The organism is Mesorhizobium sp. LjRoot246 (assembly GCF_964254115.1).
Lineage (GTDB): Bacteria > Pseudomonadota > Alphaproteobacteria > Rhizobiales > Rhizobiaceae > Mesorhizobium.
The window spans coordinates 679,379-702,107 of record NZ_CAXUSN020000001.1 but is presented as its reverse complement, the minus strand read 5'-3'; the positions used below and the strand labels follow the sequence as shown (position 1 = coordinate 702,107).

Sequence of the window (22,729 nt, the reverse complement as noted above, 5' to 3'; positions counted from 1 at the left end):
GCAGACAGGCGATCGGATCAACCCGTTCAGCTTCACGAAAAAGTGGCTGTGCGCCTGAGCGACGACTAGGCGCTAACGCGCTCAACACACGATCAACGCTCCTGCAACTGCTTCCGCCGCCAGGCGGCGGGCGCTTCGCCGACTCGCGCTCGAAAGAACCGTGAAAAATACGCCGGATCGTCGAAGCCGATTTCGTAGGCGATGTCCTCGACCGTGCGTACGGTGAACAGCAGCAGGCGTTTGGCCTCCAGCATCCGCCGTTCGCTGACGACCCGCTTGACGCCGGCACCCAGCACGGCGCGGGCGGCCTTGTCGAGCAGATGCGGCGTGGTGGCCAGCGCCTCGACGTAGCGATCGACCGGCCAGTTGTCGCGGAAATGCCTATCGGCGAGCCGACGCAGGCCCAGCGCCAGCGAAGCATCGGAAGATGCGGCGGAGGCGGTCGCACCGGGACTGAGGCGCGCGATGTGGGAAAGCGCGACGGCGATCAGCGCCGGCAGCACCCTGTCGTTGCCGGCCTGGGCTTCGGCGTATTCGGCGGCGATCATCTCCAGAACCGCCGCCAGCCTTGCCCACGCGGCGTGCTGCGGCCGGCGGTCGGCGAAGACCGGCCTGTCCAGCGGCAGCAGGCTGTGACCGGCGATTGCGGCAAGCGCGCCATCGGCGACCGAGACGACGATGGCGTCGGTGCCGGGTCCTATCGAAAAGCCATGCACGACGTTGCTCGGCACGAAGCTGACAGCCGGCGCCGAAAAGTCCCAGGACCGGTCTTCTATGCGGTAGGTGCCGGAGCCGCTGGTCCAGTAGGTAATCTGGCCCATCTGCGGGTGCTTGTGCGCCGCGACCTGGCCAAGATGGATATTGCTGCGGGCAAGCACCGTCTCGACATGCAGGAAGCCGACATCGAGCGGCCGCACAGGCTCGCCATAGACGAAGAAGTCGGGGATGGAATTCTGGCTCATGACGCCGGAAAAAGTCCAATCGGTTTTGCCGTTCCGTCCATAACCGATCCCTGGTCCAGGCGCTACAGTCGTTACCGCAAGTGGAGGAATATCATGCGATCAGAAGACTTCCGCGCCGACAAGGGGCGTCCGTTCACCGGGGCCGAGTATCTGGAGAGCCTGCGCGACGGGCGCGAGGTCTATATCAATGGCGAACGCGTTGCCGACGTCACCACGCATCCGGCGATGCGCAATTCGGCGCGGTCGCTGGCACGGCTCTACGACGCCTTGCATGACGCCAAACGACGCGATGTACTGACCTCGCCGACGGACACCGGCTCGGGCGGCTACACCCACAAATACTTTCGCGTTGCCAAATCCTCGGCTGAGCTTGTCGCCCAGCAGACTGCGATCGCCGAGTGGTCGCGCATGTCCTATGGCTGGATGGGGCGCACGCCCGACTACAAGGCGGCGCTGATGAACACGCTGGGCGCCAATGCCGACTGGTACGGGCCGTTCAAGGACAATGCGCTGTCATGGCACAAGCGTGCGCAGGAAGCGGCGCTGTTCATGAACCACGCCATCGTCAACCCGCCGATCGACCGCCACAAGCCGGCCGAACAGGTGAAGGATGTCTTCGTCCACATCACCCGGGAGACGGACGCCGGCATCTATGTCTCCGGCGCCAAGGTGGTGGCGACGTCCTCGGCGCTAACTCATTACAATTTCCTGGCGCAGGGCTCGGCGACGGTCACCGAGGATCCGTCGCTGTCGGTGATGTTCATCGTGCCGATGAATGCGCCTGGGATAAAGATGTTCTGCCGCGTCTCCTACGAGCAGACGGCCAACACGGTGGCGACACCCTTCGACTATCCGCTGTCCTCGCGCTTCGATGAGAACGACGCGATCCTGGTGCTCGACAATGTCTTCATCCCCTGGGAGGACGTGCTGGTGCTGCGCGATGCGCAGAAAATCCTGTCCTTCCATCCGGCGTCCGGCTTCATGCACGGCTATTGCTTCCAGGGCTGCACGCGCTTTGCCGTCAAGCTCGACTTCCTCGCCGGCCTGCTGGCCAAGGCGCTGCGCGCCACCGGCGGCGATGCCTTCCGCGGCAACCAGGCGGCACTTGGCGAGGTCATTGCGCTCAGGCACATGTTCTGGAGTTTTTCCAACGCCATGGCCTACAACCCGATCCCGTGGGCGAATGGCGCGGTGCTGCCCAATCTGGAAGCCGCACTCGCCTACCGGACCTTCATGTCGGAAGCCTATCCGCGCGTCATCGACACCGTTCGCCGGGTGATCGCCTCGGGGCTGATCTACCTGCCGTCGTCGGTGCGCGACTTCAACAATCCCGAGATCGACAGATATCTGGCGCAATATGTGCGCGGTTCCAACGACATGGGGCACATCGAGCGCATCAAGATCATGAAGCTGCTGTGGGACGCGACCGGCACCGAGTTCGGCGGCCGCCACGCGCTCTACGAGCTCAACTATGCCGGCGCGCCGGAAGAGGTGCGGCTGCAGGTGCTGAAGGGCGCCGAGCGCGGCGGACGGCTGAAGGCGATGGAAGAGCTGGTCGACACCTGTATGGCCGACTATGACGAGAATGGCTGGACGGGAGACACCTGGCTCGATCCGCTTGCTTCAATGGCCGAGTGAAATCAGATGGCCACGCAGATTTCGAAAGCCGATTTCCGCGACGCCATGGCGAGGGTCTGCGCACCGGTCAACATCGTCACCACCGATGGGCCGGCCGGGCGCGGCGGCTTCACCGCCACCGCCATGTGCAGCGTCTCCGATGAGCCGCCGACGCTGCTGGTGTGCATGAACGGGCGCTCGACGCAGGCCGCCATGTTCCTGTCGAACCGGCGCTTCTGCGTCAACGTGCTGACACATGACCACATGCATCTGGCGGGAAAGTTCGCCGGCGCGACCAGGGACATGGCGGCGCGCTACTCCTCGGCGCGCTGGCAGACGCTGACCTCCGGCACGCCTGCGCTGTCGGATGCGATCGTCAATTTCGATTGCGAGATCGAGGATGTTCATGTTGTCGGCACGCACAACGTCATGATCGGCCGCGTCATCGATGTCCGGCATGGCAGTGGCGGTTCGGCCCTACTCTATGTCGATCGCAGCTATACGCAGCCAACGCGGCTCGGCAGCTTTGGCGGGTGAAGGCAATTGATGGCGTTGACAGGGGATGGAGGCGAAGCCTTCCCAACGTCGTCATCCACGGGCGAAGCAGGAGCGAAGCTCCGTCGCGGAGACCCGAGGATCCATGCCGCGACCTCAGTCGTAGGGCGCAGCGGAGCAGAATTCTCCACCGTGGCGGGCGCTCAGGAGTCCCGGCATGGATACTATGGTCTGAGCCGCGTCGCTTCGCTCCTTGCTCCGCCATAGGATGACGAAGCGATGGGGTCTCGCCAATATCCAAGGCTATGTATCTGCCTGCCGAAAAGGCTCAGCTCTCGCCGTCGATCAAGCTTTCCAGGAGGTCGAGCAACTGCTCAAGCTTCTCGTGGCCGAAACGCTGTTCGATGTCGTCGTAAATCACGCGGCGCTCGGGCGACAGGGCGTCGATCAAAGCGGAGCCGGCGGGCGCAATGGTCAGCACGACGCGACGGCCGTCGTCTTCGGCCTTGTTGCGGGTGATGAATTTGCGTCCCTCGAGCGCCTTGATGATGCGCGTCAGGCTCGGCGGCAAAACCGATGCGCGATCGGCAAGTTCGGTCGCCTCGACCGGGCCGGCTTCGCTGAGCACACGCAGCACGCGCCATTGCTGTTCGGTCACGTCATGCGCCGCAAGCATCGGGCGAAACCGCGCCATCACCGCTTCGCGGGCATGGAGCAGCGCCATCGGCAGGGAACGACGAGTGTTTTCAGGCAGCAAGAAAAGGAAACTCCCACGCTGGCTTGCGATCGAAACCAGGCCTTCCCCCGGGCCGAATCCGCCCGCCGAGGCCCGTTCCTGCGTATCGTTGCGCCAAGCCCGATGCAAGGCTTGACTTCAGGGACGCCGCATGTAATTAACGCGTTAATTATAACAAGGCAATAGACCAGGGAACGAGACGCCGTGCCTCACTTCTCCATCGAGTATTCGGCCAATCTCGATGCCAAGGTCGATATGGGCGAATTGTGCGCGCTGGTGTTGCGCACCGTGTTGGACACCGGGCTGTTCGAGACCGGCGCCGTGCGGGTACGGGCCTTTCGCGCAGAGGCCTACGCGATGGCCGACAGCTTGCCGGAAAACGCCTTCATCGACATGTCGTTTCGCATCGGCACCGGCCGCAGCGCCGACGACAAGAAGCGGACCGGCGAGGCCGTCTTCGCGGCGGTGAGCGCATACCTGGCCACCTTGTTCGAGACCCCGCATTTCGCCCTGTCGCTCGAGATCCGGGAAATCGACCCGGTGTTGAGTTGGAAGAAAAACGCAATCCACCCGCGACTGCGCGGCAAGTGACGGAACCCGATATGTCCGACCTGCAAGGCAATCTGAACAAGGCCGAGGCCTATCTGGCCCGCTTCAAGCGCGATTGCGTGTTGAACCAGATCGACGGCGAGGCAGTGCCGGCGCTCGACGGCGCGACGTTCGAAACGCTGTCGCCGGTCGACCTGAAGCCGCTGGCGCGCGTGGCGCGCGGCGGTGGCGCCGACATCGACCGCGCGGCCAAAGCGGCCAAGGCGGCATTCCCTGCCTGGGCAGCCATGCCGGGCGAGGCGCGCAAGAGGCTGCTGCACAAAATCGCCGACGCGATCGAAGCGCGCGCCGAGGAGATCGCCTTCGTCGAATGCATGGACACCGGCCAGGCGCTGAAGTTCATGGCCAAGGCGGCGTTGCGCGGTGCCGAGAATTTCCGCTTCTTCGCCGACCGCGCGCCCGAAGCGCGCGACGGCGCGACGCTACGGACAACGGGCCAGGTCAACCTGACCACACGGGTGCCGATCGGCCCGGTCGGCATCATCACGCCGTGGAACACGCCGTTCATGCTGTCGACCTGGAAGATCGCGCCGGCGCTGGCGGCCGGCTGCACCGTGGTTCATAAGCCGGCTGAATTCTCGCCGCTGACTGCCCGCCTGCTGGTCGAGATCGCCGAGGAGGCCGGCCTGCCGAAGGGTGTGTGGAACCTGGTCAACGGTCTGGGCGAAGATGCCGGCAAGGCGCTGACCGAGCATCCCGACATCAAGGCGATAGGCTTTGTCGGCGAAAGCCGCACCGGCTCGATGATCATGCGGCAGGGCGCCGACACGCTGAAGCGCGTGCATTTCGAGCTTGGCGGCAAGAACCCGGTGATCGTCTTTGCCGACGCGGATCTCGAGCGCGCCGCCGACGCCGCCGTATTCATGATCTATTCGCTGAATGGCGAACGCTGCACCTCGTCGTCGCGGCTTCTGGTCGAAGCTTCGGTCTACGACAAATTCACCGATCTGGTGGCGGAGAAGGCAAAACGCATCAAGATCGGCCATCCGCTCGATCCGAAAACGGTGGTCGGCCCGCTGATCCATCCGGAGCACGAGGAAAAGGTGCTTTCCTATATCGAGGTCGGCAAATCGGAGGGTGCGGTGGTCGCCGCCGGCGGCGGCAAGTTCGCCGGTCCGGGTGGCGGCTGCTATGTCAGCCCGACGCTGTTTGTCGGCGCCACCAACAGGATGCGTATTGCCCAGGAAGAGATTTTCGGGCCGGTGCTGACCGCCATTTCCTTCAAGGACGAGGCGGAAGCGCTGGCGCTCGCCAACGACACACAATACGGCCTGACCGGCTATCTCTGGACCTCGGACGTCACCCGCGCCTTTCGCTTCACCGATGCGCTGGAGGCCGGCATGATCTGGGTCAACTCTGAGAACGTGCGGCATTTGCCGACCCCCTTCGGTGGCGTCAAGAATTCCGGCATTGGCCGCGACGGCGGCGACCATTCCTTCAATTTCTACATGGAGACGAAGAACGTAGCCTTCGCGACGACCGCGCACGCGATCCAGAAACTCGGCGGCTGACCGGAGGAAATCAGATGCCCCTGCCCAAGCCCAATCTCTATCCGGCCTTCAATATCGTGCGCCTCAGCCATGTCGAGCTGGCCGTCACCGACCTCGCCAAGTCCCGCGCCTTCTATGTCGACACGCTCGGCCTGCAGGTCACCGACGAGACATCGGACACCATCTATCTCAGGGCGCTGGAGGAGCGCGGGCATCATTGCATCGTGCTGAAGAAGGCGGCCACAGCCGAAGCACGCGACCTCGGCTTCAAGGTCTTTTCTGACGAGGATCTCGACAAGGCGGAGCACTTCTTTGGGGGAAAAGGCCTGCCAGTGGAATGGGTCGAGCGGCCCTACCAGTCGCGCACCTTCCGCACGCGCGATCCGCACGGCATACCGCTCGAATTCTACGCGCAGATGGAGCGGCTGCCGCCGATCCACCAGAAATACGCGCTCTACAAGGGCGTCAAGCCGCTGCGCATCGACCACTTCAACTGCTTCTCGCCCAATGTCGACGAGTCGGTCGCCTTCTACAACGAGCTCGGCTTCCGGGTGACCGAATACACCGAGGATGCTGCAACCGGAAAGCTGTGGGCTGCATGGACGCACCGCAAGGGCGGCGTCCATGACATCGCCTTCACCAACGGCATCGGGCCGCGCCTGCACCACGTCGCCTTCTGGGTGCCGACGCCGCTCAACATCATCGACCTGCTCGATCTGATGGCAACGACCGGCTATCTGCCGAACATCGAACGCGGCCCCGGCCGGCACGGCATCTCCAACGCCTTCTTCCTCTATGTCCGTGATCCGGACAACCATCGTATCGAGATCTACTGCTCGGATTACCAGACGGTCGATCCGGACCTCGAGCCGATCAAATGGGACCTCAAGGACCCGCAACGCCAGACGCTGTGGGGCGCGCCGGCGCCGAAAAGCTGGTTCGAGGAGGGCAGCAGCTTTGCCGGGGTTGTAGTGCGTCAGCCGGATCTGGCGGCTTCGCCGATCATAGCGCCTTAGACGGGAATTCGGAGATGTCAGCGTTCCGTGTCGCCCCCCTCTGTCCTACCGGACATCTCCCCCTCAAGGGGGGAGATTGGCTAGGCCCATGGTCGGCGCCTCTCTTGCAGCGTTGGAAATTGGCGAAGGCGGAGATGACATCCAATCTCCCCCCAAGAGGGGGAGATGTCCGGCAGGACAGAGGGGGGCGCCGTAGAGCTCCCACCTCGCCCATATTCACCATCGCCGGAGCCCCTGCATGAACCCCGCACGGCTCGCCACCTTCACCGTCGGCGGCAAGGCGCGCTATGGCGCGATCACGAGCAAGGGTGTCGTCGACCTGTCGGGTCGTTACAGCCAGTGGCCGACGCTGCGCGAAGTGATCGAGGCCGGCGCCTTGCGGCGGCTCGCGGAAGAGGCCGAGGCGTTTGCCCCGGACTTCCCGCTCGACGCCATCGTCTACGAAATCCCGATCCCGTTACCGGAAAAGATCATCTGCGTCGGCGTCAACTATCAGGACCGCAACGAGGAGTACAAGGACGGCCAGGCAGCGCCCTCTAACCCGTCGCTGTTCATTCGTTTTCCGCGTTCGTTTGTCGGCCACGGCGCGCCGCTGGTGCGGCCGCCAGAATCCCCGCAGCTCGATTATGAGGGCGAAATCGTCATCGTCATCGGCAAGACCGGCCGGCGCATCCCGGAGGCCGAGGCGCTCAGCCATATCGCGGCACTGTCGCTGTGCAATGAAGGCACCGTCCGCGACTGGGTGCGCCATGCCAAGTTCAACGTCACCCAAGGCAAGAATTTCGATCGCAGCGGCTCGATCGGCCCTTGGCTGGTGCCGTTCACCGACGAGGCGCAGATCGCCGACATCGCGCTGACCACCCGCGTCAACGGCGAGCTGCGCCAGCAGGACCGCACCAGCCGCATGATCTTCTCGTTCCGCAGGATTATCGCCTATGTCTCGACCTTCACCACACTGGTGCCGGGCGACATCATCGTCACCGGCACGCCGACGGGTGCCGGCGCGCGCTTTGAGCCGCCGATCTGGCTGAAGCCGGGCGATGTGATCGTGGTGGAGGCCGATGGCATTGGCATGCTTCAAAACGGCGTCGTCGACGAGGCAGGACAATGACCCCGGAGCAAGTGGAAGATGCGGCGGCACGGCTGTTCGAGGCCGAGCGGTCGCGTCGCCAGATCCGCCTGCTCAGCCTCGATTTTCCCGATGCGACGATGGAAGATGCCTATCGCGTGCAGGCGGCGCTGGTGACGCGCAAGATCGATGCCGGGCTGAAGCCGAAGGGCTGGAAGATCGGCCTGACCTCCAAGGCGATGCAATATGCGCTCGCCATCGATACGCCGGATTCGGGCGTGCTGTTCGACGACATGTTCTTCGACGACGGCGCGACGGTTCCGGTCGGCCGCTTCATCCAGCCGCGCGTCGAGGCAGAGATCGCGTTTGTCATGAAGGCGCCGCTGAAAGGCCCCGGCGTGACCATCTCCGACGTGCTCAACGCCACCGACTACATCACGCCGGCGTTGGAAATCCTCGACACCCGCATCGAGCGCGTCAATGCCGAGACGAACAAGGTGCGCACCTTCTTCGACACGATTTCCGACAATGCCGCCAATGCCGGCATCGTCATCGGCGGCCGGCCGCAGCGGCCTGATGAAGCCGACATGCGCTGGATTGGCGCCATCGTCTCGCGCAATGCCGAGGTCGAGGAGACAGGGCTTGGCGCCGGTGTGCTCAACCATCCGGCGATGGGCATCGCCTGGCTGGCGGACAGGCTCGCCCGCTACGGCATGTCGATCGCTGCCGGCGAGGTGGTGCTGTCAGGCTCGTTCGTGCGCCCGGTCGAGGCGCGGCCCGGCCACACGATCGTCGCCGATTTCGGCAGTTCGGGAACCGTCAGCATCCATTTCGCGAAGGGCTAACGAGCCCGTTCGTATCAAGGCGTTACTCGCCTCGCAGATAGGCAATCACCACATCGGCTGCGATGGCCGACATGCGCTGGCCGACCTCCCTGGTGATGTCGCCTTCGACGCGGCTCTGCACCCAGCCGAGGAAGGCGAAGGCGCGCAAGGCCGAAAACAGCGGCAGCGCGGCGATATCCTGAGCGGTCAGTTCGCGCTCTCGCCGATAACCGTCGAGCAGGGCGGCCTCGATCAGCGGGTAGATCGCCTCCTCGCGGTTCTGATACAGCGCGACGGCAAGGTCGTACATGTGCCAGCCATAGCCGCAATCGTCGAAGTCGATGATGCGGATCGCACCGTCATGGACAAGCACGTTCTCGCGTACCAGATCGGCATGGATGATGCCGAAATTGCGGGCGCTGCGTTCATGCTCCGACAGCGCCTTGACGGCCTTTTCCCGCGCCTGGAAGACCAGTTCGCGACGGGCGCCGTCGAGGAAGGGCGAGGTCTCGAAACGGCCCCAGTTCGGGCTCGCACCGAAGAAACCGTCAAAATCCCAGGCATGACGGGCAAAGCCTGCGGGCGGCGTCCAGGCTGCTGTGACATTGTGCATGTGGGCGATGGTTCGGCCGATAGCGGTAAAGACCTGTCTTGCCTGCTCGGGCGTGTAGTCCAGCGGCACGCCGCGCGCGCCGACGGCGCGGCCTTCCAGCCAGCTCAGGCAATCGGCTTGCCGGGGCTGTACCGAGGCGGCCGTGCTGACGTGCACGAACAGCTCTCCGGCCTGCGTCGCGACCGCAGACGGCGTGGCGATGCCTGCGGATTTCAGAAAGCCCATCCATTGCAGTTCCGAGCGCAGCGCGGCATCCGTGTGATAGCCGAGCCGGTGAATACGCATGGCAGCCGGCTGGCCATCGGGCAAGATGACGCGAAACACCGCGTTCTCGCGGTATTTCAGCAGCTCCGGCTCACCGTCATGAATGCCCCAATGTTGGAGTGCGCGCCTGGCAAGTGCCGTGACATAAGCTGCCGTCTCTGGCTCGGGTTGCGCGGAAACAGCGCTCACGCCTTCACTCCGCCGACTTCACCAAGCACGTCGTCGAGGACGCCGATCAGGAAGTCGGCATTGTCGCGCGAGAACGGCATGGGCGGACGAATTTTCAGCACATTGCCGTGGATGCCGGTCTTGCCCATCAGCACGCCGCGATGACGCATCCGGTTGGCGACATGCTCGGCAATGTCGGGTGCCGGCTCGCGCGTCTTGCGGTCGTGAACCAGCTCAGCGCCGAAGAACAGGCCGGCGCCCCTGACCTCGCCGATGCATTCATGGCGATCGGCCAGCGGGCGCAGCAGGCCGAGCGCATAGGCGCCGACGTCGCGCGCGTTGGCGACGAGATTTTCCTGCTCGATGACATCGAGAACGGCATTCGCCACCGCGCAGGAAACCGGGTTGCCGCCAAAAGTGTTGAAATAGCGGAAGGCGTTGCGGAAGGTCGCCAGGGTGTCCCTTGATGTGACCACGGCGGCGATCGGATGGCCGTTGCCCATCGGCTTGCCCATGGTGACGATGTCGGGAACGAAACCAGCGCGCTGGTGGCCCCAGAAATGGCTGCCGGTGCGGCCGAAACCGGGCTGCACCTCATCGGCGATGACCAGGCCGCCCGCTTCACGCACGACACGCATGGCATCGTCGAAAAATCCATTGGGAAGCGTTGGGAAGCCTTCATTGGCGAGCAGCGGGCAAAGGATGATGCCGGACAGGCCGATGCCGTCCTTTGCCAGCGAGGCGATGGCTTCCCGCACCGCGTCGCCAAAAGCCTTGCCGTTGGCCATCGTATCCGGATGGCGATAGCTGTCGGGCGCCGGCACCAGCCGGACATTGTGGGCGCGGCCGCCGACCGGCGGCATGCGGGTGCTAAGCTGCGAAACCGCCGTGGTGTTGCCATGATAGGTGGCGTCCGTAGCAATGATGCCCATGCGGCCGGTGGCGGCCTGCGCCATGCGCAGCGCGATGTCGTTGGCCTCGCTGCCGGTGCAGGTCAGGATCGCGGTCGACAGGCTGGCATCGAAGGTCGCCGTCAGCCGCTCGACATAGTCGAGAATGGCGGTGTGCAGATAGCGCGTGTGGGTGTTGAGCAAGCTTGCCTGCCGGCACAAGGCCTCGACCACATGCGGGTGGCAGTGGCCGACATGGGCGACGTTGTTGTAGGCGTCGAGATATTTGCGGCCGTCGGCATCGTAGAGCCAGACGCCTTCGCCGCGCACCAGATGCACGGGTTCGTCGTAGAACAATTGCGATTTCGCGCCGAGCAGGCGCGAACGCCGGCTAACCAGCGCTTCCTCGGTTATTTTTTCCTGCGATTGAGCCATGTGTATACCAAACTCCGTTGTAACAGCCGACCCGTCAGACCTTCGACAGGCCTGCATCCAATGCTTCCCCGATCTTCGTCACATCGGCGGCGCTGATGATGAGCGGCGGCGACAAGATGACGGTGTTGCCGGAGACGCGCAGCATGACGCCGGCTTCGTAGGCCGCCTCCGAAACCACGGCCAGGGTCTTCTTGTCGGCCGGCTTCTTGGTGGTGCGGTCCGAGACCAGCTCCAGCGCCGCCATCAAACCCTTGTACCTGACATCGCCGACGATCGCATGCCTGGCCTTCAGCCCTTCCAGCACGGCTGCCAGTTCGACGCCCCGTGCACCCGCGTTCTCGTTGAGGCGCAGCCGCTTGGTCTCGGCAAGGGCCGCCAGACCCGCCGCGCAGCCGACCGGGTGGCCGGAATAGGTATAGCCATGGCCGATCGCACCAAAACTGGTCTTGTCGGCCTCGAAGACATCGGCGACCTTGCCACCGATCAGCGTCGCGCCAAGCGGGAAGTAGCCGGAGGTGATCGCCTTGGCGATGGTCATGAAATCCGGCTTCACGCCCGAGAGCCGCGAACCCGACCATGCGCCGGTGCGGCCGAAGCCCGTCACCACTTCGTCGGCGATCAAAAGAATCTCGTGGCGATCGCAGATCTCGCGCACCAGCGGCATGAAGCTCTCATGCGGAACGATGACGCCGCCGGCGCCCAGCACCGGCTCCATGATGAAAGCGGCGATGGTGTCGCCGCCCTGGAAAGCGATCTCGTCCTCCAGCGCCTTGGCGCACAGTCTCGCCAGCCGCTCCGGGTCGGTCTCGTCGAACGGGTTGCGGAAGGTCCAGGGCGCGGGAATGTGGAAGACGCCCGGCAGCAGCGGCTCGTAGTTGCGGCGGAAATTGGCGTTGCCGTTGACCGAGGCGCCGCCGAAATGCGTGCCGTGATAACCCTTCTTCAGAGCGAGGAATTTTGTCCGGTCGGCCTGGCCGCGGATCTTCCAATATTGCCGCGCCAGCCGAAGTGCTGTTTCGACTGAATCCGAGCCGCCCGAGGTGAAAAAGGTCCGCACCATGCCTTCTGGCTCGAACCATTCACAGAGTTCGTAAGCGAGCTCGATCGACGGCCCGGTCGAGGTGCCGCGAAAGCCGGAATAATAGGGCAGCGCGCCGAGCTGGTCGGCGATCGCCTTCTTGATCGGGGCGCAGCTGTAGCCGAGATTGACGTTCCACAGGCCGCCGACGGCATCGAGCACGGTGTTGCCGGCGATGTCGGTGACCATCACGCCCACGCCCTTCATGATCACCTTTGGCGGATTGGCCCGCATCTCGGCCGGATGCGCCATCGGATGCCAGATCGGCTTGGCGTTGGTCTCGGTGAGGAAATTAATGTCGCGCATGAAAGGGCTCCGCGAAAATCTCAGGCAGCTAAAACGAGGTCGAAATGGCCGAGTGCTTCGGCATAGGATTGGGCCGGGCGAGCGACGTCGAAATGAACCGTGCGCATGCCGGCAGCACAGCCGCCATCGACATTGCGCTGCTGGTCGTCGACGAAGACGCAAGCGCCGGCCGGCAGGCCGAGCGCCTCGGTGACCAAGGCATAGGCACGCGGATCGGGCTTGAGGATGCCGGTGTAAGTGGCGTCGACGATCACGTGGAACACGTCGAGCAGTGGCAGCCGCCGGCGGAAATCGGCGCCGTAGAAAAGGTCGAGCTCGTTAGACAGGATGGCCAGTCGAAAACCGGCCGCATGCACCGTGCGAATGGCACTGACGGCCTCGGGCCGCACCACCTTTTCAGGCTCCGCGCCACGTGCGCGCTGGACGAAAGTCTCCATCGCCTGCCAGTCTTCGCCGACGAGATTGCCGACTTCGTTGGTGCGGGTGCGCCAGTAGTCGCGCTCGCTGATCTCGTCGGCCTGCATGGCGCGCCACAGCGGATCGCCGTCCGGATCGAACGGACCGCGCCATTGCAGCGTTCCCGGCGCAAGGCCCAGCGCCTGTTCGGTCAAGGCGTGGGTCTCGAACAGCGTGCGGGTGACGACGCCGCCGAAATCGAGGACAAGCGCCTGGGCGGGAGGAGCGCTCACGCGGCCACTCCCTTGACTGGTACACCGCGCGGGACAATGCCTTCCTCGACCCAGCGGTCGAAGATTTCGAGCGCCTTATGGACGAAGTCGTCGCTGTTGATGTGGGCGTCGATCTCGTGGAACTCGACACCGGCGGGAATGGCCTTGCGCATTTCATCGGCGAAGGCGGCGAGGGCCTCGGGTTCATAAAGCGGCTCACCCCGCGTATCCCACTCCTGGATGCCGCCTGCAGGCAGGATGAAGGCGGAGCGGCCTTTCGCGGCGCCGAGCTTGGCGGCGATCGTCCTGGCGACCTGGCGGCGATCATCGGCATCGACAGTGACCGAGCCGATCAGCCTGTTGTGGGCGTGAAACGGCCGCTTCGAGAATTTAGCCGGCAAATCCTGCCAGGTCGGCAGGTCGACCATGTCGACCGCGCCGGGTGCTGCGATCTGCGGAATGCCGCGGGCGCCGGCATTCTCCAGACGGTCGGCGCCGGAACTGACGACGGAGCCCGCGAGATGATTGGTGATTTCCTGCAGGCTGAAGTCGAACACCGCGCAGAAATGCCCCTGTCCGGCGATCGATTCGAAGGCGCGGCCGCCCATCCCGGTGGTGTGGAAGACGGCAACGTCATAGCCGCGCCGTTCCAGCGCCGGCTTCAGCGTCTTCATGTAGCGCAGGCAGCTGCCGCCGAGCGAGGTCATGCCGATGGTCGGCCCCGTTGCCTGCGCCGACGCGCGAGACGCCTGCACGATTTTCGCCGCACCGACAACCGCGCCGCAGGCCTGCGACAGGACCAGCTTGCAGATGTTGTTGAGGCCGTACAGCCCACCCGCCCAGAGGATCATCATCAGGTCGGGGGCGACGCGCTCGGGCGGGATGAGGTGCGAATAGGCGATGGTGGAGACGACGAATTTCGGCACGCCGAGCGGCAGGCAAAGCGCCACGTCGAGCGCCAGATCGGTTCCCATGGAGCCGCCTATGGCGATGAAGGCGTCGATCTCGCCACGCTGGTGAAGCAGACGCACCAGCTGCACGGCGCCGCCGGCCATCAGCGTCATGGCGGTGTTTTCGTCACCGCTCGAGACGATCTCGGCGATCGTCACATCGACCGCTCGCGCCACGGCATGCTTGTCGTGATCCGGGCTGTAGGGCGGGTCGCCGAGCACGCTGACATCCATCATCACGGCGCTACCGCCGGATGCCTCGATGCACTCTCTCATGAACAACAGCTCTTCGGCCTTGGTGTCGCCAGTGCCGATGACCAGGATGCGGGGCGCAGTGTCTGCGGACATCAGGCCTGCCTCCTCAGGGTTTGCAGGTTCTCGCCGTTGAGGCGCATCGAAATCTCCCGTGCCGCTTCCATCACCGCAAGTCCCCGTTCCGCGATCGCGGCTGCCGTCGTTCTGGCCTTCGGCGCCGCCACCGCGATGGTGCCGAGCGCAAAGCCGTCCGCCGCGCGGATCGCTGCCGCGACGCTGATCACACCTTCCTCATAACCCTGGTCGCAGATCGAATAGCCGCGCTCGCGCGCCTCGCCCATGGACCTGGAGATGGCGGCCGGCTCGATCAGTGTATGCGCAGTGAAGGCGTCGAGCGAACCCGCAAGGCAGGCCTCGACGGTCTCGTCGCGGGCGAAGGCCAGATAGGCAATGCCCGAGGCGGTCGAATGCAGGGGCAGCAGCTGGCCGATATCGACATTGACCCGGTTTGCCCGCGCCGGATGTTCGACATGGACGGTGACCAGCCTGTCGACCCCGAATTCCGACAAATGCACAGTCTCGGCCGTCGAACTGGCCAGGTCCCGCACCAGCGGAACCGCCGTCTGCAGGAACGGAAAGCGCGCTTCGCGGATGCGCGCCAGCCGCGACAAGCCCGCGCCGAGGCGATAGTGCCGCGTGCCGGCATCCTGCTCGACGAAGCCATGGACAGTCAGTGCAACCAGAAGTCGCCGCGTCGTCGCCTTGTCGAAGCCCGAGCGGCGCGCCAGATCGGACAGGCCGAGCTCGGGCTCGTCGACGCTGAACAGCTCCAGAAGCGTGATCGCTTTTCCGACCGTACCCAAATTTGCCTCCCGGTTCGAGTCAATCATTTAACGTGTGAATTAACTTGACAGGCATCGGCTTTGTTTGCAAGTCTATATTCAAAATAACGGTTCAAATAATGAACCAACCACCAGAGTGCATGGGACAGGCCATTCGGCCGGTAAATAGGAGGGATCAATGACAGCAGTTTCGGAACAGGCGCCGGCCAACAGGCTGCGCAAGAACAGTCTTGGCGTCGGCGCCATCACCTTCATGGTGATTTCGGCCGCCGCACCCCTCACCGCGGTCGCCGGCGGCACGCCGCTCGGCATGCTGATGGGCAATGGCGCCGGCTTTGCCGGCACCTATCTGATCGTGACGGTGCTGCTGCTTCTGTTCGCGGTCGGCTATGTCGCCATGTCACGCCATGTCGGCAATGCCGGCGCCTTCTATGCCTATGCCGCGCGCGGCCTCGGCAGCATGGCCGGCGGCGCCACGGCGCTGATCGCCATCCTGTCCTACAACGCCATGCAGATCGGTGTCATGGGCCTGCTGGGTGCCGCAACCGCCGGCCTGTTCGCCGGCTGGGGCATCAACCTGCCCTGGTGGGTGTGGAGTTTTGTCGCCATCGCGCTGGTCGCCGTGCTCGGCTATCGACAGGTCGATTTGTCGGCCAAGATCCTGACGGTGCTGGTGCTGTGCGAATATTTGGTGGTGCTGGTGCTCGACATCGCCATCCTCAGGACCGGCGGCGACAGCGGCCTGTCGGCGGCGCCGTTCAGCTGGAGCCAGATCGTCAGCGGCTCGCCGGCCATCGCCATCCTGTTCTGTTTTGCCGCCTTCATCGGCTTCGAGGCGACGACGATCTATGCCGAGGAAGCCCGCGACCCAAAGGTCACTATTCCGCGCGCGACCTATTTCTCGGTCGTGCTGATCGGCGTCTTCTACATGCTCACGGCGTGGCTGATGGCCGTCGGCGCCGGTGTCGACAAGCTGCTGCCGACGCTGCAGGGCTTGCCGGATCCGACGACCTTCCTGTTCGGCCTGTCCGACCGCTACGCCGGAACGATGCTGTCTCAGGCGATGAGCGTCTTGTTCGTGTCGAGCCTGTTTGCCGGCGTGCTGGCGTTCCACAATGCGGTTGCGCGCTATATCTATGTCTCGGGCCGCGAAAAACTGTTGCCGCAGATAATCGGCGTGACGCATTCGGTGCACCAGAGCCCGCATGTTGCATCTGTCATCCAGAGCGTGCTGGCAGCCGTCGTCGTCGGGCTGTTCGCGGTACTCGGCCTCGATCCGGTGCTGGCGCTGTTCTCCTGGCTGACCAATGTCGCGACGCTCGGCGTCATCGTCATGATGGCGGTGGCATCGCTGGCCGTGGTGATGTTCTTCCGGGCCAACCCGGCGGCCCACGAGAACGCGCTGAAGACCACCATCCTGCCCGGTCTCACCTTCGTCGCCTTCGTCATCATCATCTACCTGATCGTCATCAATTTCGGCAGCCTGTCCGGGGCCGGCGGCTTCCTCGGCGTGTTCCTGCCGGGGCTGGTGCTGATCGCCGCGATCGTCGGCCTGCTGCTGGCCAGCGCGCTGAAGAGCCGCGATCCCTTAGCCTTCGAAAATCTCGGTCAGCCGTTGAAAGATTGAGACGCAAGGGGCGGCGTGCCACGTCGCCCCTTTCCACGACAAAGGGAGTGCGGCCTTGAGCTTTGCCGAAAACATTACCGTCGAGGCGTTGGAAGCCGATCCCTACCCGATCTATGCCGAACTCAGGCGCAGCGCGCCGGTCGCTTTCGTGCCTGCGGTCAATCTGTGGTTCGTCACCCGCTGGAAGGATGTCGAGAGCGTCGCCAAGTCTCCCGACATCTTCTCCGCCGTCGTCGGCTCGTCGCCCGTCGAGCGGTCTTTCGGCAAGCCGACCATCCTGACCACCGACGGCGATGTTCACAAGGATCTGCGCCAGGGCGTCGACCCGAAATACCGGCCGCGCACCGTCGCCGCCTATGCCGGCGACCTCGTGCGATCGATCGCCGAGCCCTATCTCGACCGGATCGCCAACCAAGGCTCCGCCGAGCTGATGGCCGATTATTTCGAGCCGGCATCGACGCTCAGCCTGGCGCGCTCGCTCGGCCTTGTCGACATCGACATGCCGACGCGTCGCCGCTGGTTCTACGGTCTCGCCCAGGGCGCCATCAATTTCGAGAACGACCCGAAGCGGCAAGAGATCGCCGATGCGATCAGCGCCGAGGTAGGCGACGCGATCCTGCCGACGCTGGAAAGGCTTGCGCGCCAGCCGGATGACTCGGCGCTGTCGCATATGCTGCATGACGGCATGCCGGAAGGCGCGACGCGGCCGATCGCCTTCCTGATGCCGAGCATCAAGGTCATCCTGCTTGGCGGCATGCAGGAGCCCGGACATGGCGCCGGCTCGATCCTCGCCGGTCTGCTGGCGCACCCCAAGCAATTGCAACAGGTGCTCGCCGATCCCGAGACCTTCGTACCCAGGGCTGTCGATGAAGGCTTGCGCTGGGTGGCGCCGATCGGCACGCAAACACGGCAGACGACGCGGGCGGTCGAGCTTGGCGGCGTGACGATCCCGGCCGGTGCCGCGGTCGCCGCGCTTGTCTCCTCGGCAAGCCGCGACGAGAGCCGCTTTGCCGACCCGGACCGGTTCGACATCAACCGCGATGAGGGCAACCATGCCGCCTTCGGCTTCGGCCATCATTTCTGTTCGGGCCGGTTTTTCGCGCGCGAGCAGATGTGCCTTGCGGTAAGGCTGCTGCTGCAACGGTTTCCCGATCTCAGCCTTGTGCTGGGCAAGGAACCGGTGTTTCGCGGCTGGGAGTTCCGCGCGCCAACCACACTGCATATTTCCCTGGGAGGCCGCCACCAATGATCAGCCAGAATGCCATCGACACCCTGCGCAGGACGGAGATCGGCGCGCGGGGCCTATTCATCGATGGCGTGCAGACCGAGGGGACAAGCGGCGCAACGCTGCCAGTGACGTCGCCGATCGACGGACGGCCTTTCGCCAGCATCGGCGACGGCACTGCCGCCGATATCGACCGCGCGGTCATGTCGGCGCGCAAGGCGTTCGAGAAGGGTTCGTGGTCGCGCTCAGCACCGGCCTTTCGCAAGAAGGTGCTGATAAGGTTCGCCGACCTTATCGAAAAGCATGCCGACGAACTGGCCGTGCTCGGCGTGCGCGACAATGGCACCGAGATCGGCATGGCCTACAAGGCCGAACCGCTCTCGGCCGCAGGTACCCTCCGCTACTATGCCGAGGCGATAGACAAGGTCTATGGCGAGATCGCGCCGACGGCCGACAATGTGCTCGGTCTGATCCACAAGGAGCCACTCGGCGTCGTCGGCGTCATCGTGCCGTGGAATTTTCCACTGATGATCGGCGCCTGGAAAATCGCGCCGGCGCTGGCCGCCGGCAATTGCGTGGTGGTCAAGCCGCCGGAGATCGCCTCGCTGACGCTGCTGCGGCTGGCCGAGCTGGCAAGCGAGGCCGGCTTGCCCGCCGGCGTGCTCAACGTCGTCACCGGCCGTGGCGCGGTCACCGGCGAAGCGCTCGGCCTGCATATGGACGTCGACGGCATCGCCTTTACCGGCTCGGGGCCGGTCGGCCGGCGGCTGCTTGAATACTCCGCGCGCTCCAATCTGAAGCGCGTCTTCCTCGAACTCGGCGGCAAGTCACCCAACATCGTCTTTGCCGACGCCCCGGACCTGAAACAGGCGGCAATCGTCTCGGCCAACGGCATTTTTCGTAATTCCGGCCAGGTCTGCGTCGCCGGCTCGCGCCTGCTCGTCCAGGCGTCGGTCTATGACCGCTTCATGGACGCGCTGCTCGCGGCAACCACGCGGCTTAAGGTCGGCGACCCGCTCAATCTGGCCAGCGACATCGGCGCGGTATCGAGCGCCGAACAGCTCGACAAGAATCTCGGCTTCGTCGCCAGGGCCGCCGAGGAAGGCGCAAGGCTGGTCACCGGTGGCGAACGGATTCTGGTGGAGACCGGCGGCAGCTACATGGCGCCGACGATCTTCGAGAACGTCACGCAGGAGATGCAGCTGGCCCGCGAAGAAGTGTTCGGGCCGGTGCTCGGCGTCATGCGCTTCGACACTGAGGAAGAAGCGGTGCGGCTTGCCAATTCGACCGTCTACGGGCTTGCCTCGGCGGTGTGGACGGCGAACCTTTCCACCGCGCATCGCATGGTGCGTGCCGTCAATGCCGGCGTCGTCCACGTCAATACCTATGGCGGCGCCGACATCACCGTGCCGCTCGGCGGCGTCAAGCAGTCCGGCTTCGGCCGCGACAAGTCGCTGCACGCGCTGGAGAAATACCTCGATCTTAAGACCGCCTGGATCGCGCTTTGAGAGCGACAGTCGCGCTGGATTCTTTCTGACTCTGATCGCCCTGCCGAGGCGCACAAGATCGGACCCCGACCCACGGTGGCCGGTCAAGCGGCGGCTTTTGCTCACGCTCTTCAAATTTTTGAGAGAATATTCCCGGCTTAGCCGAGAACGGCGAAACGCGTTCTTTGATATAATCGATAGAATTTCTGAGGATGTGACCAAGGCTAGGCAATCCGCCTGGCTGCCATGACTTCACAACCGCAGAGATCAATCATGTCCGACGTCAAGAACACTTTGCCATCTTCCCCCGAGTCAACTCTCAACCGGCGCAGCGGCCTTGCTCTGCTGTTCGCATCGGCGGTCGCTATCGGCAGCCTGATGGCGCCTAGCGCGTCGTTCGCCGAAGACAAGAAGGCGATCAAGGTCGGCATCATCAGCGGCGAGGACGAGGATGTCTGGCGCGTCGTCGTCGCGCAAGCCGCCGAAAAGGGCCTCGCCATCGAGACCGTGGTGTTCAACGACTACACCCAGCCCAACGAGGCGCTCGAGCGCGGCGAAATCGACGCCAACGCCTTCCAGCACCAGCCCTATCTCGACAACCAGATCAAGACCCAGGGCTATCACATCGCGCGTGTCGGCTATACCGGCGTCTGGCCGATCGGCCTCTACTCCAAGAAATACACCAAGGTTGCCGACCTGCCCGAAGGCGCGGTCATCGGCGTGCCGAACGACCCGTCCAATGAAGGCCGGGCGCTGCGCGTGCTGCAGAACGAGGGCGTGATCAAGTTGAAGGACGGCACCGGCATTCTGGCCACCACCGCCGACATCGCCGAGAACGCCAAGAAGGTGGTGATCAAGGAGCTCGACGCCGGCATCGTCGGCCGCTCGGTCGAGGATCTCGACGCGGCCGTGGTCAACACCGACTGGGCGCTGAAAAGCGGCCTGACGCCGGAAAACCGCATCGCGCAGGAGCCCATCGCCGACAATCCATACCGAAACTTCATCGCGGTGAAGGTCGGCAGCGAGAACGAGGCCTGGGTGAAGACGCTGGTCGCGTCCTATCAGAACGAGGCGGTGAAGGCCGAGTTCGACAAGGTCTACAAGGGCACCGGCCTCAGCGCCTATTGATCCGATCCTCGGCCGGAAGCCCGGTTCGAGAGCAACAGCGGTCCGCGCCCAGGCGCGGACCGCGCTTGCATTTTCGGGAACAGGAACATTCATGAACCAGCATATCATGGCATCCGGGGACACCGCCGATCCGACACAGGCCCGACCCGGCGCGTCTCAGGACGTTGTGCGCCTTGTCGACCTGAAGCGCCGCTTCGGCGTGACGGCGGCGCTCGACGGCGTCTCGCTGACCGTGCGCAAGGGCGAGATCCTCGGCATCATCGGGCGCAGCGGCGCCGGCAAGTCGACGCTGATCCGCAGCCTGAACGGCCTGGAACGGCCCGATTCCGGCGAGGTGTTCATCGAAGGCCGCGAGATCAGCCGGCTCGGCGAGCGCGACCTGCAGCCATTGCGGCGGCGCATCGGCATGATCTTCCAGCATTTCAACCTGCTGTCGGCCAAGACCGTCGAGGACAATGTGGCGCTGCCGCTGAAGATCGAGGGCCGCCCGAAGGCGGAGCGGCTGGCACGTGCAGCCGAACTGCTCGATCTCGTCGGCCTGTCGGAGAAAGCCAAAGCCTATCCGGCGTCGCTGTCGGGCGGCCAGAAACAGCGCGTCGGCATCGCCCGGGCGCTTGCAGCGCGGCCGGCGCTGCTTTTGTCGGACGAAGCCACCTCGGCGCTCGACCCGGAGACGACGCGGTCGATCCTTGCACTGCTCAAGGACATCAACCGGCAGCTTGGCCTGACCATCCTTTTGATCACCCATGAGATGGAGGTGATCCGCTCGATCGCCGACCGGGTGGCGGTGATCGATGCCGGACGCATCGTCGAGCAAGGGCCGGTCTGGTCGGTGTTCGCCGATCCGCGCTCGGAGATCACACGCAGCCTGCTCGGCGCCATCAGGCCGCAGCTGCCGGCCGAGCTGGCAGCCCGGCTGCTGCCGGCGGCCGGTGCGGAAACGATCCTGCGCGTCGACGTGGCCGGCGAGGCGGCAAGCGGCCCGCTGTTGTCCGACCTTATCACGGCGGTTCCGGGTGCCTTCCGCCTCGTCCATGGCGGCATCGACCATATCCAGCAGCAGCCAGTTGGCACGCTGTTCCTGTCTGTTCCAGGCAGCGATGCAAATCATCTCGCTGAAATCATCACATTCCTGAAGGCCCGCCAGGCGCGGGTGGAGGTGCTTGGCCATGTCGCCAATCCTGTTTGAACTTCTGCTGCGTTCGATCTGGGAGACGGTGCTGATGACGGCCGCTTCCGGCTTCATCTCGCTGGTCTTCGGCCTGCCGCTCGGCCTGGCGCTGATCGCCACCGAACGCGGTGGCATTGCTGAAAGCCCGTGGGTGAACCGCGCGCTCGGCGCCGTCATCAACGGCTTCCGCTCGGTGCCCTTCATCATCCTTCTGGTGGCGCTGATCCCGGTGACGCGGCTCATCGTCGGCACCTCGATCGGCACATGGGCGGCCATCGTGCCGCTGTCGATCGCCGCCACGCCCTATTATGCGCGCATCGCCGAAGTGTCGCTGCGCGAGGTCGACCACGGCCTGATCGAAGCGGCGCGCGCCATGGGCGGCAACCGCTGGACCATCATCCGCGAGGTGCTGGTGCCCGAAGCGCTGCCCGGCATCGTCGCCGGCTTCACGGTGACGCTGGTGACGCTGATCGGCGCCTCGGCCATGGCCGGCGCCATCGGTGCCGGCGGCCTCGGCGACCTCGCCATCCGCTACGGCTACCAGCGTTTCGAGACGTCGGTGATGATCGCCGTGGTCATCGTGCTGATCATCCTGGTCTGCGGCATTCAATGGGTGGGGGACAGGCTGGTGGCGCGGCTGGATCGGCGAGGGTGATAAGCCGGCTCATCGCGCCGCCGCGTCGGATCGGCCGAGGCCTCCCCGCCTTCGTCATCCACGGCGGAGCAGCCGCGAAGCGGCGTCGCGGAGACCCGAGGATGACGAAGCACAGGGGGTTTCCGCCAATCACCAACGCATGCGTTCCG

The 22,729-nt window shown here is 64.6% G+C and carries 21 protein-coding genes; 13 read left to right on the top strand and 8 right to left on the bottom strand.

Features of this window, described 5'->3' with window-relative positions:
* Positions 1 to 92: 92 nt before the first annotated feature.
* Entirely contained in the window at positions 93 to 962 is an 870-nt protein-coding gene (locus tag ACSQ3L_RS03160) for a helix-turn-helix domain-containing protein (RefSeq protein ID WP_436158610.1), read from the bottom strand.
* A gap of 93 nt (positions 963 to 1,055) precedes the next feature.
* On the opposite strand from ACSQ3L_RS03160, the gene ACSQ3L_RS03155 reads away from it, so the two are divergent.
* Positions 1,056 to 2,600 (top strand): 4-hydroxyphenylacetate 3-hydroxylase N-terminal domain-containing protein, encoded by a 1,545-nt coding sequence (locus tag ACSQ3L_RS03155; protein WP_436158609.1) that lies wholly within the window; start codon positions 1,056 to 1,058, stop codon positions 2,598 to 2,600.
* A 6-nt stretch (positions 2,601 to 2,606) separates the two neighbouring features.
* A complete protein-coding gene (locus ACSQ3L_RS03150; protein ID WP_436158608.1) occupies positions 2,607 to 3,116 on the top strand; it encodes a flavin reductase in 510 nt (169 codons plus the stop codon).
* 286 nt (positions 3,117 to 3,402) lie between these two features.
* Here the strand turns inward: ACSQ3L_RS03150 and hpaR are convergent, their stop codons facing one another.
* Entirely contained in the window at positions 3,403 to 3,798 is a 396-nt protein-coding gene (hpaR, locus tag ACSQ3L_RS03145; RefSeq protein WP_436163374.1) for a homoprotocatechuate degradation operon regulator HpaR, read from the bottom strand.
* A 216-nt stretch (positions 3,799 to 4,014) separates the two neighbouring features.
* Between hpaR and ACSQ3L_RS03140 the strand changes: the two genes are divergently transcribed.
* The 5 genes from ACSQ3L_RS03140 (at position 4,015) to hpaH (ending at position 8,839) form a co-directional block, all read left to right on the top strand.
* Complete coding sequence (locus ACSQ3L_RS03140; protein WP_436158607.1) at positions 4,015 to 4,401, top strand: 5-carboxymethyl-2-hydroxymuconate Delta-isomerase; 387 nt, start codon at positions 4,015 to 4,017, stop codon at positions 4,399 to 4,401.
* An 11-nt stretch (positions 4,402 to 4,412) separates the two neighbouring features.
* The gene (gene hpaE / locus ACSQ3L_RS03135) at positions 4,413 to 5,930 is read left to right on the top strand and encodes a 5-carboxymethyl-2-hydroxymuconate semialdehyde dehydrogenase (protein ID WP_436158606.1); all 1,518 of its coding nucleotides are present in this window, start codon (positions 4,413 to 4,415) and stop codon (positions 5,928 to 5,930) included.
* Positions 5,931 to 5,944: 14 nt separating this feature from the next.
* Entirely contained in the window at positions 5,945 to 6,925 is a 981-nt protein-coding gene (hpaD, locus tag ACSQ3L_RS03130) for a 3,4-dihydroxyphenylacetate 2,3-dioxygenase (RefSeq protein ID WP_436158605.1), read from the top strand.
* Positions 6,926 to 7,163: 238 nt separating this feature from the next.
* A complete protein-coding gene (locus tag ACSQ3L_RS03125) occupies positions 7,164 to 8,036 on the top strand; it encodes a fumarylacetoacetate hydrolase family protein (protein ID WP_436158604.1) in 873 nt (290 codons plus the stop codon).
* The gene (gene hpaH / locus ACSQ3L_RS03120; protein WP_436158603.1) at positions 8,033 to 8,839 is read left to right on the top strand and encodes a 2-oxo-hept-4-ene-1,7-dioate hydratase; all 807 of its coding nucleotides are present in this window, start codon (positions 8,033 to 8,035) and stop codon (positions 8,837 to 8,839) included. Before ACSQ3L_RS03125 ends, hpaH begins: the two co-directional genes overlap by 4 nt.
* Before the next feature lie 22 nt (positions 8,840 to 8,861).
* On the opposite strand, the gene ACSQ3L_RS03115 is transcribed toward hpaH, so the two are convergent.
* The 6 genes from ACSQ3L_RS03115 to ACSQ3L_RS03090 are packed head-to-tail and all read right to left on the bottom strand — an operon-like array spanning position 8,862 to position 15,308.
* Positions 8,862 to 9,884 carry a phosphotransferase enzyme family protein gene (locus tag ACSQ3L_RS03115; protein ID WP_436158602.1) on the bottom strand — a complete coding sequence of 341 codons (1,023 nt, stop codon included), beginning with the start codon at positions 9,882 to 9,884 and terminating at the stop codon, positions 8,862 to 8,864.
* Positions 9,881 to 11,188, bottom strand: coding sequence for an aminotransferase class III-fold pyridoxal phosphate-dependent enzyme (locus ACSQ3L_RS03110; RefSeq protein ID WP_436158601.1), 1,308 nt, complete (start codon positions 11,186 to 11,188; stop codon positions 9,881 to 9,883). The genes ACSQ3L_RS03115 and ACSQ3L_RS03110 overlap by 4 nt, the downstream gene beginning before the upstream one ends.
* Before the next feature lie 34 nt (positions 11,189 to 11,222).
* Complete coding sequence (locus tag ACSQ3L_RS03105; RefSeq protein WP_436158600.1) at positions 11,223 to 12,572, bottom strand: aminotransferase class III-fold pyridoxal phosphate-dependent enzyme; 1,350 nt, start codon at positions 12,570 to 12,572, stop codon at positions 11,223 to 11,225.
* Positions 12,573 to 12,592: 20 nt separating this feature from the next.
* Complete coding sequence (locus tag ACSQ3L_RS03100) at positions 12,593 to 13,261, bottom strand: HAD family hydrolase (RefSeq protein WP_436158599.1); 669 nt, start codon at positions 13,259 to 13,261, stop codon at positions 12,593 to 12,595.
* Positions 13,258 to 14,538, bottom strand: a complete 1,281-nt coding sequence (locus ACSQ3L_RS03095; RefSeq protein WP_436158598.1) for a Tm-1-like ATP-binding domain-containing protein — start codon at positions 14,536 to 14,538, stop codon at positions 13,258 to 13,260. Before ACSQ3L_RS03095 ends, ACSQ3L_RS03100 begins: the two co-directional genes overlap by 4 nt.
* Entirely contained in the window at positions 14,538 to 15,308 is a 771-nt protein-coding gene (locus ACSQ3L_RS03090) for an IclR family transcriptional regulator (RefSeq protein ID WP_436158597.1), read from the bottom strand. Before ACSQ3L_RS03090 ends, ACSQ3L_RS03095 begins: the two co-directional genes overlap by 1 nt.
* A 157-nt stretch (positions 15,309 to 15,465) precedes the next feature.
* Here ACSQ3L_RS03090 and ACSQ3L_RS03085 point away from each other — a divergent pair, with 157 nt between their 5' ends.
* The 6 genes from ACSQ3L_RS03085 (at position 15,466) to ACSQ3L_RS03060 (ending at position 22,580) form a co-directional block, all read left to right on the top strand.
* Entirely contained in the window at positions 15,466 to 16,914 is a 1,449-nt protein-coding gene (locus ACSQ3L_RS03085; RefSeq protein WP_436158596.1) for an APC family permease, read from the top strand.
* A gap of 55 nt (positions 16,915 to 16,969) precedes the next feature.
* Entirely contained in the window at positions 16,970 to 18,163 is a 1,194-nt protein-coding gene (locus tag ACSQ3L_RS03080) for a cytochrome P450 (protein ID WP_436158595.1), read from the top strand.
* Positions 18,160 to 19,647 (top strand): aldehyde dehydrogenase, encoded by a 1,488-nt coding sequence (locus tag ACSQ3L_RS03075; protein ID WP_436158594.1) that lies wholly within the window; start codon positions 18,160 to 18,162, stop codon positions 19,645 to 19,647. Before ACSQ3L_RS03080 ends, ACSQ3L_RS03075 begins: the two co-directional genes overlap by 4 nt.
* Positions 19,648 to 19,899: 252 nt before the next feature.
* Positions 19,900 to 20,754, top strand: coding sequence for a MetQ/NlpA family lipoprotein (locus ACSQ3L_RS03070; protein WP_436158593.1), 855 nt, complete (start codon positions 19,900 to 19,902; stop codon positions 20,752 to 20,754).
* Positions 20,755 to 20,845: 91 nt separating this feature from the next.
* Positions 20,846 to 21,943 carry a methionine ABC transporter ATP-binding protein gene (locus ACSQ3L_RS03065; RefSeq protein ID WP_436158592.1) on the top strand — a complete coding sequence of 366 codons (1,098 nt, stop codon included), beginning with the start codon at positions 20,846 to 20,848 and terminating at the stop codon, positions 21,941 to 21,943.
* Positions 21,924 to 22,580, top strand: a complete 657-nt coding sequence (locus ACSQ3L_RS03060) for a methionine ABC transporter permease (RefSeq protein WP_436158591.1) — start codon at positions 21,924 to 21,926, stop codon at positions 22,578 to 22,580. The genes ACSQ3L_RS03065 and ACSQ3L_RS03060 overlap by 20 nt, the downstream gene beginning before the upstream one ends.
* Positions 22,581 to 22,729: the final 149 nt, after the last annotated feature.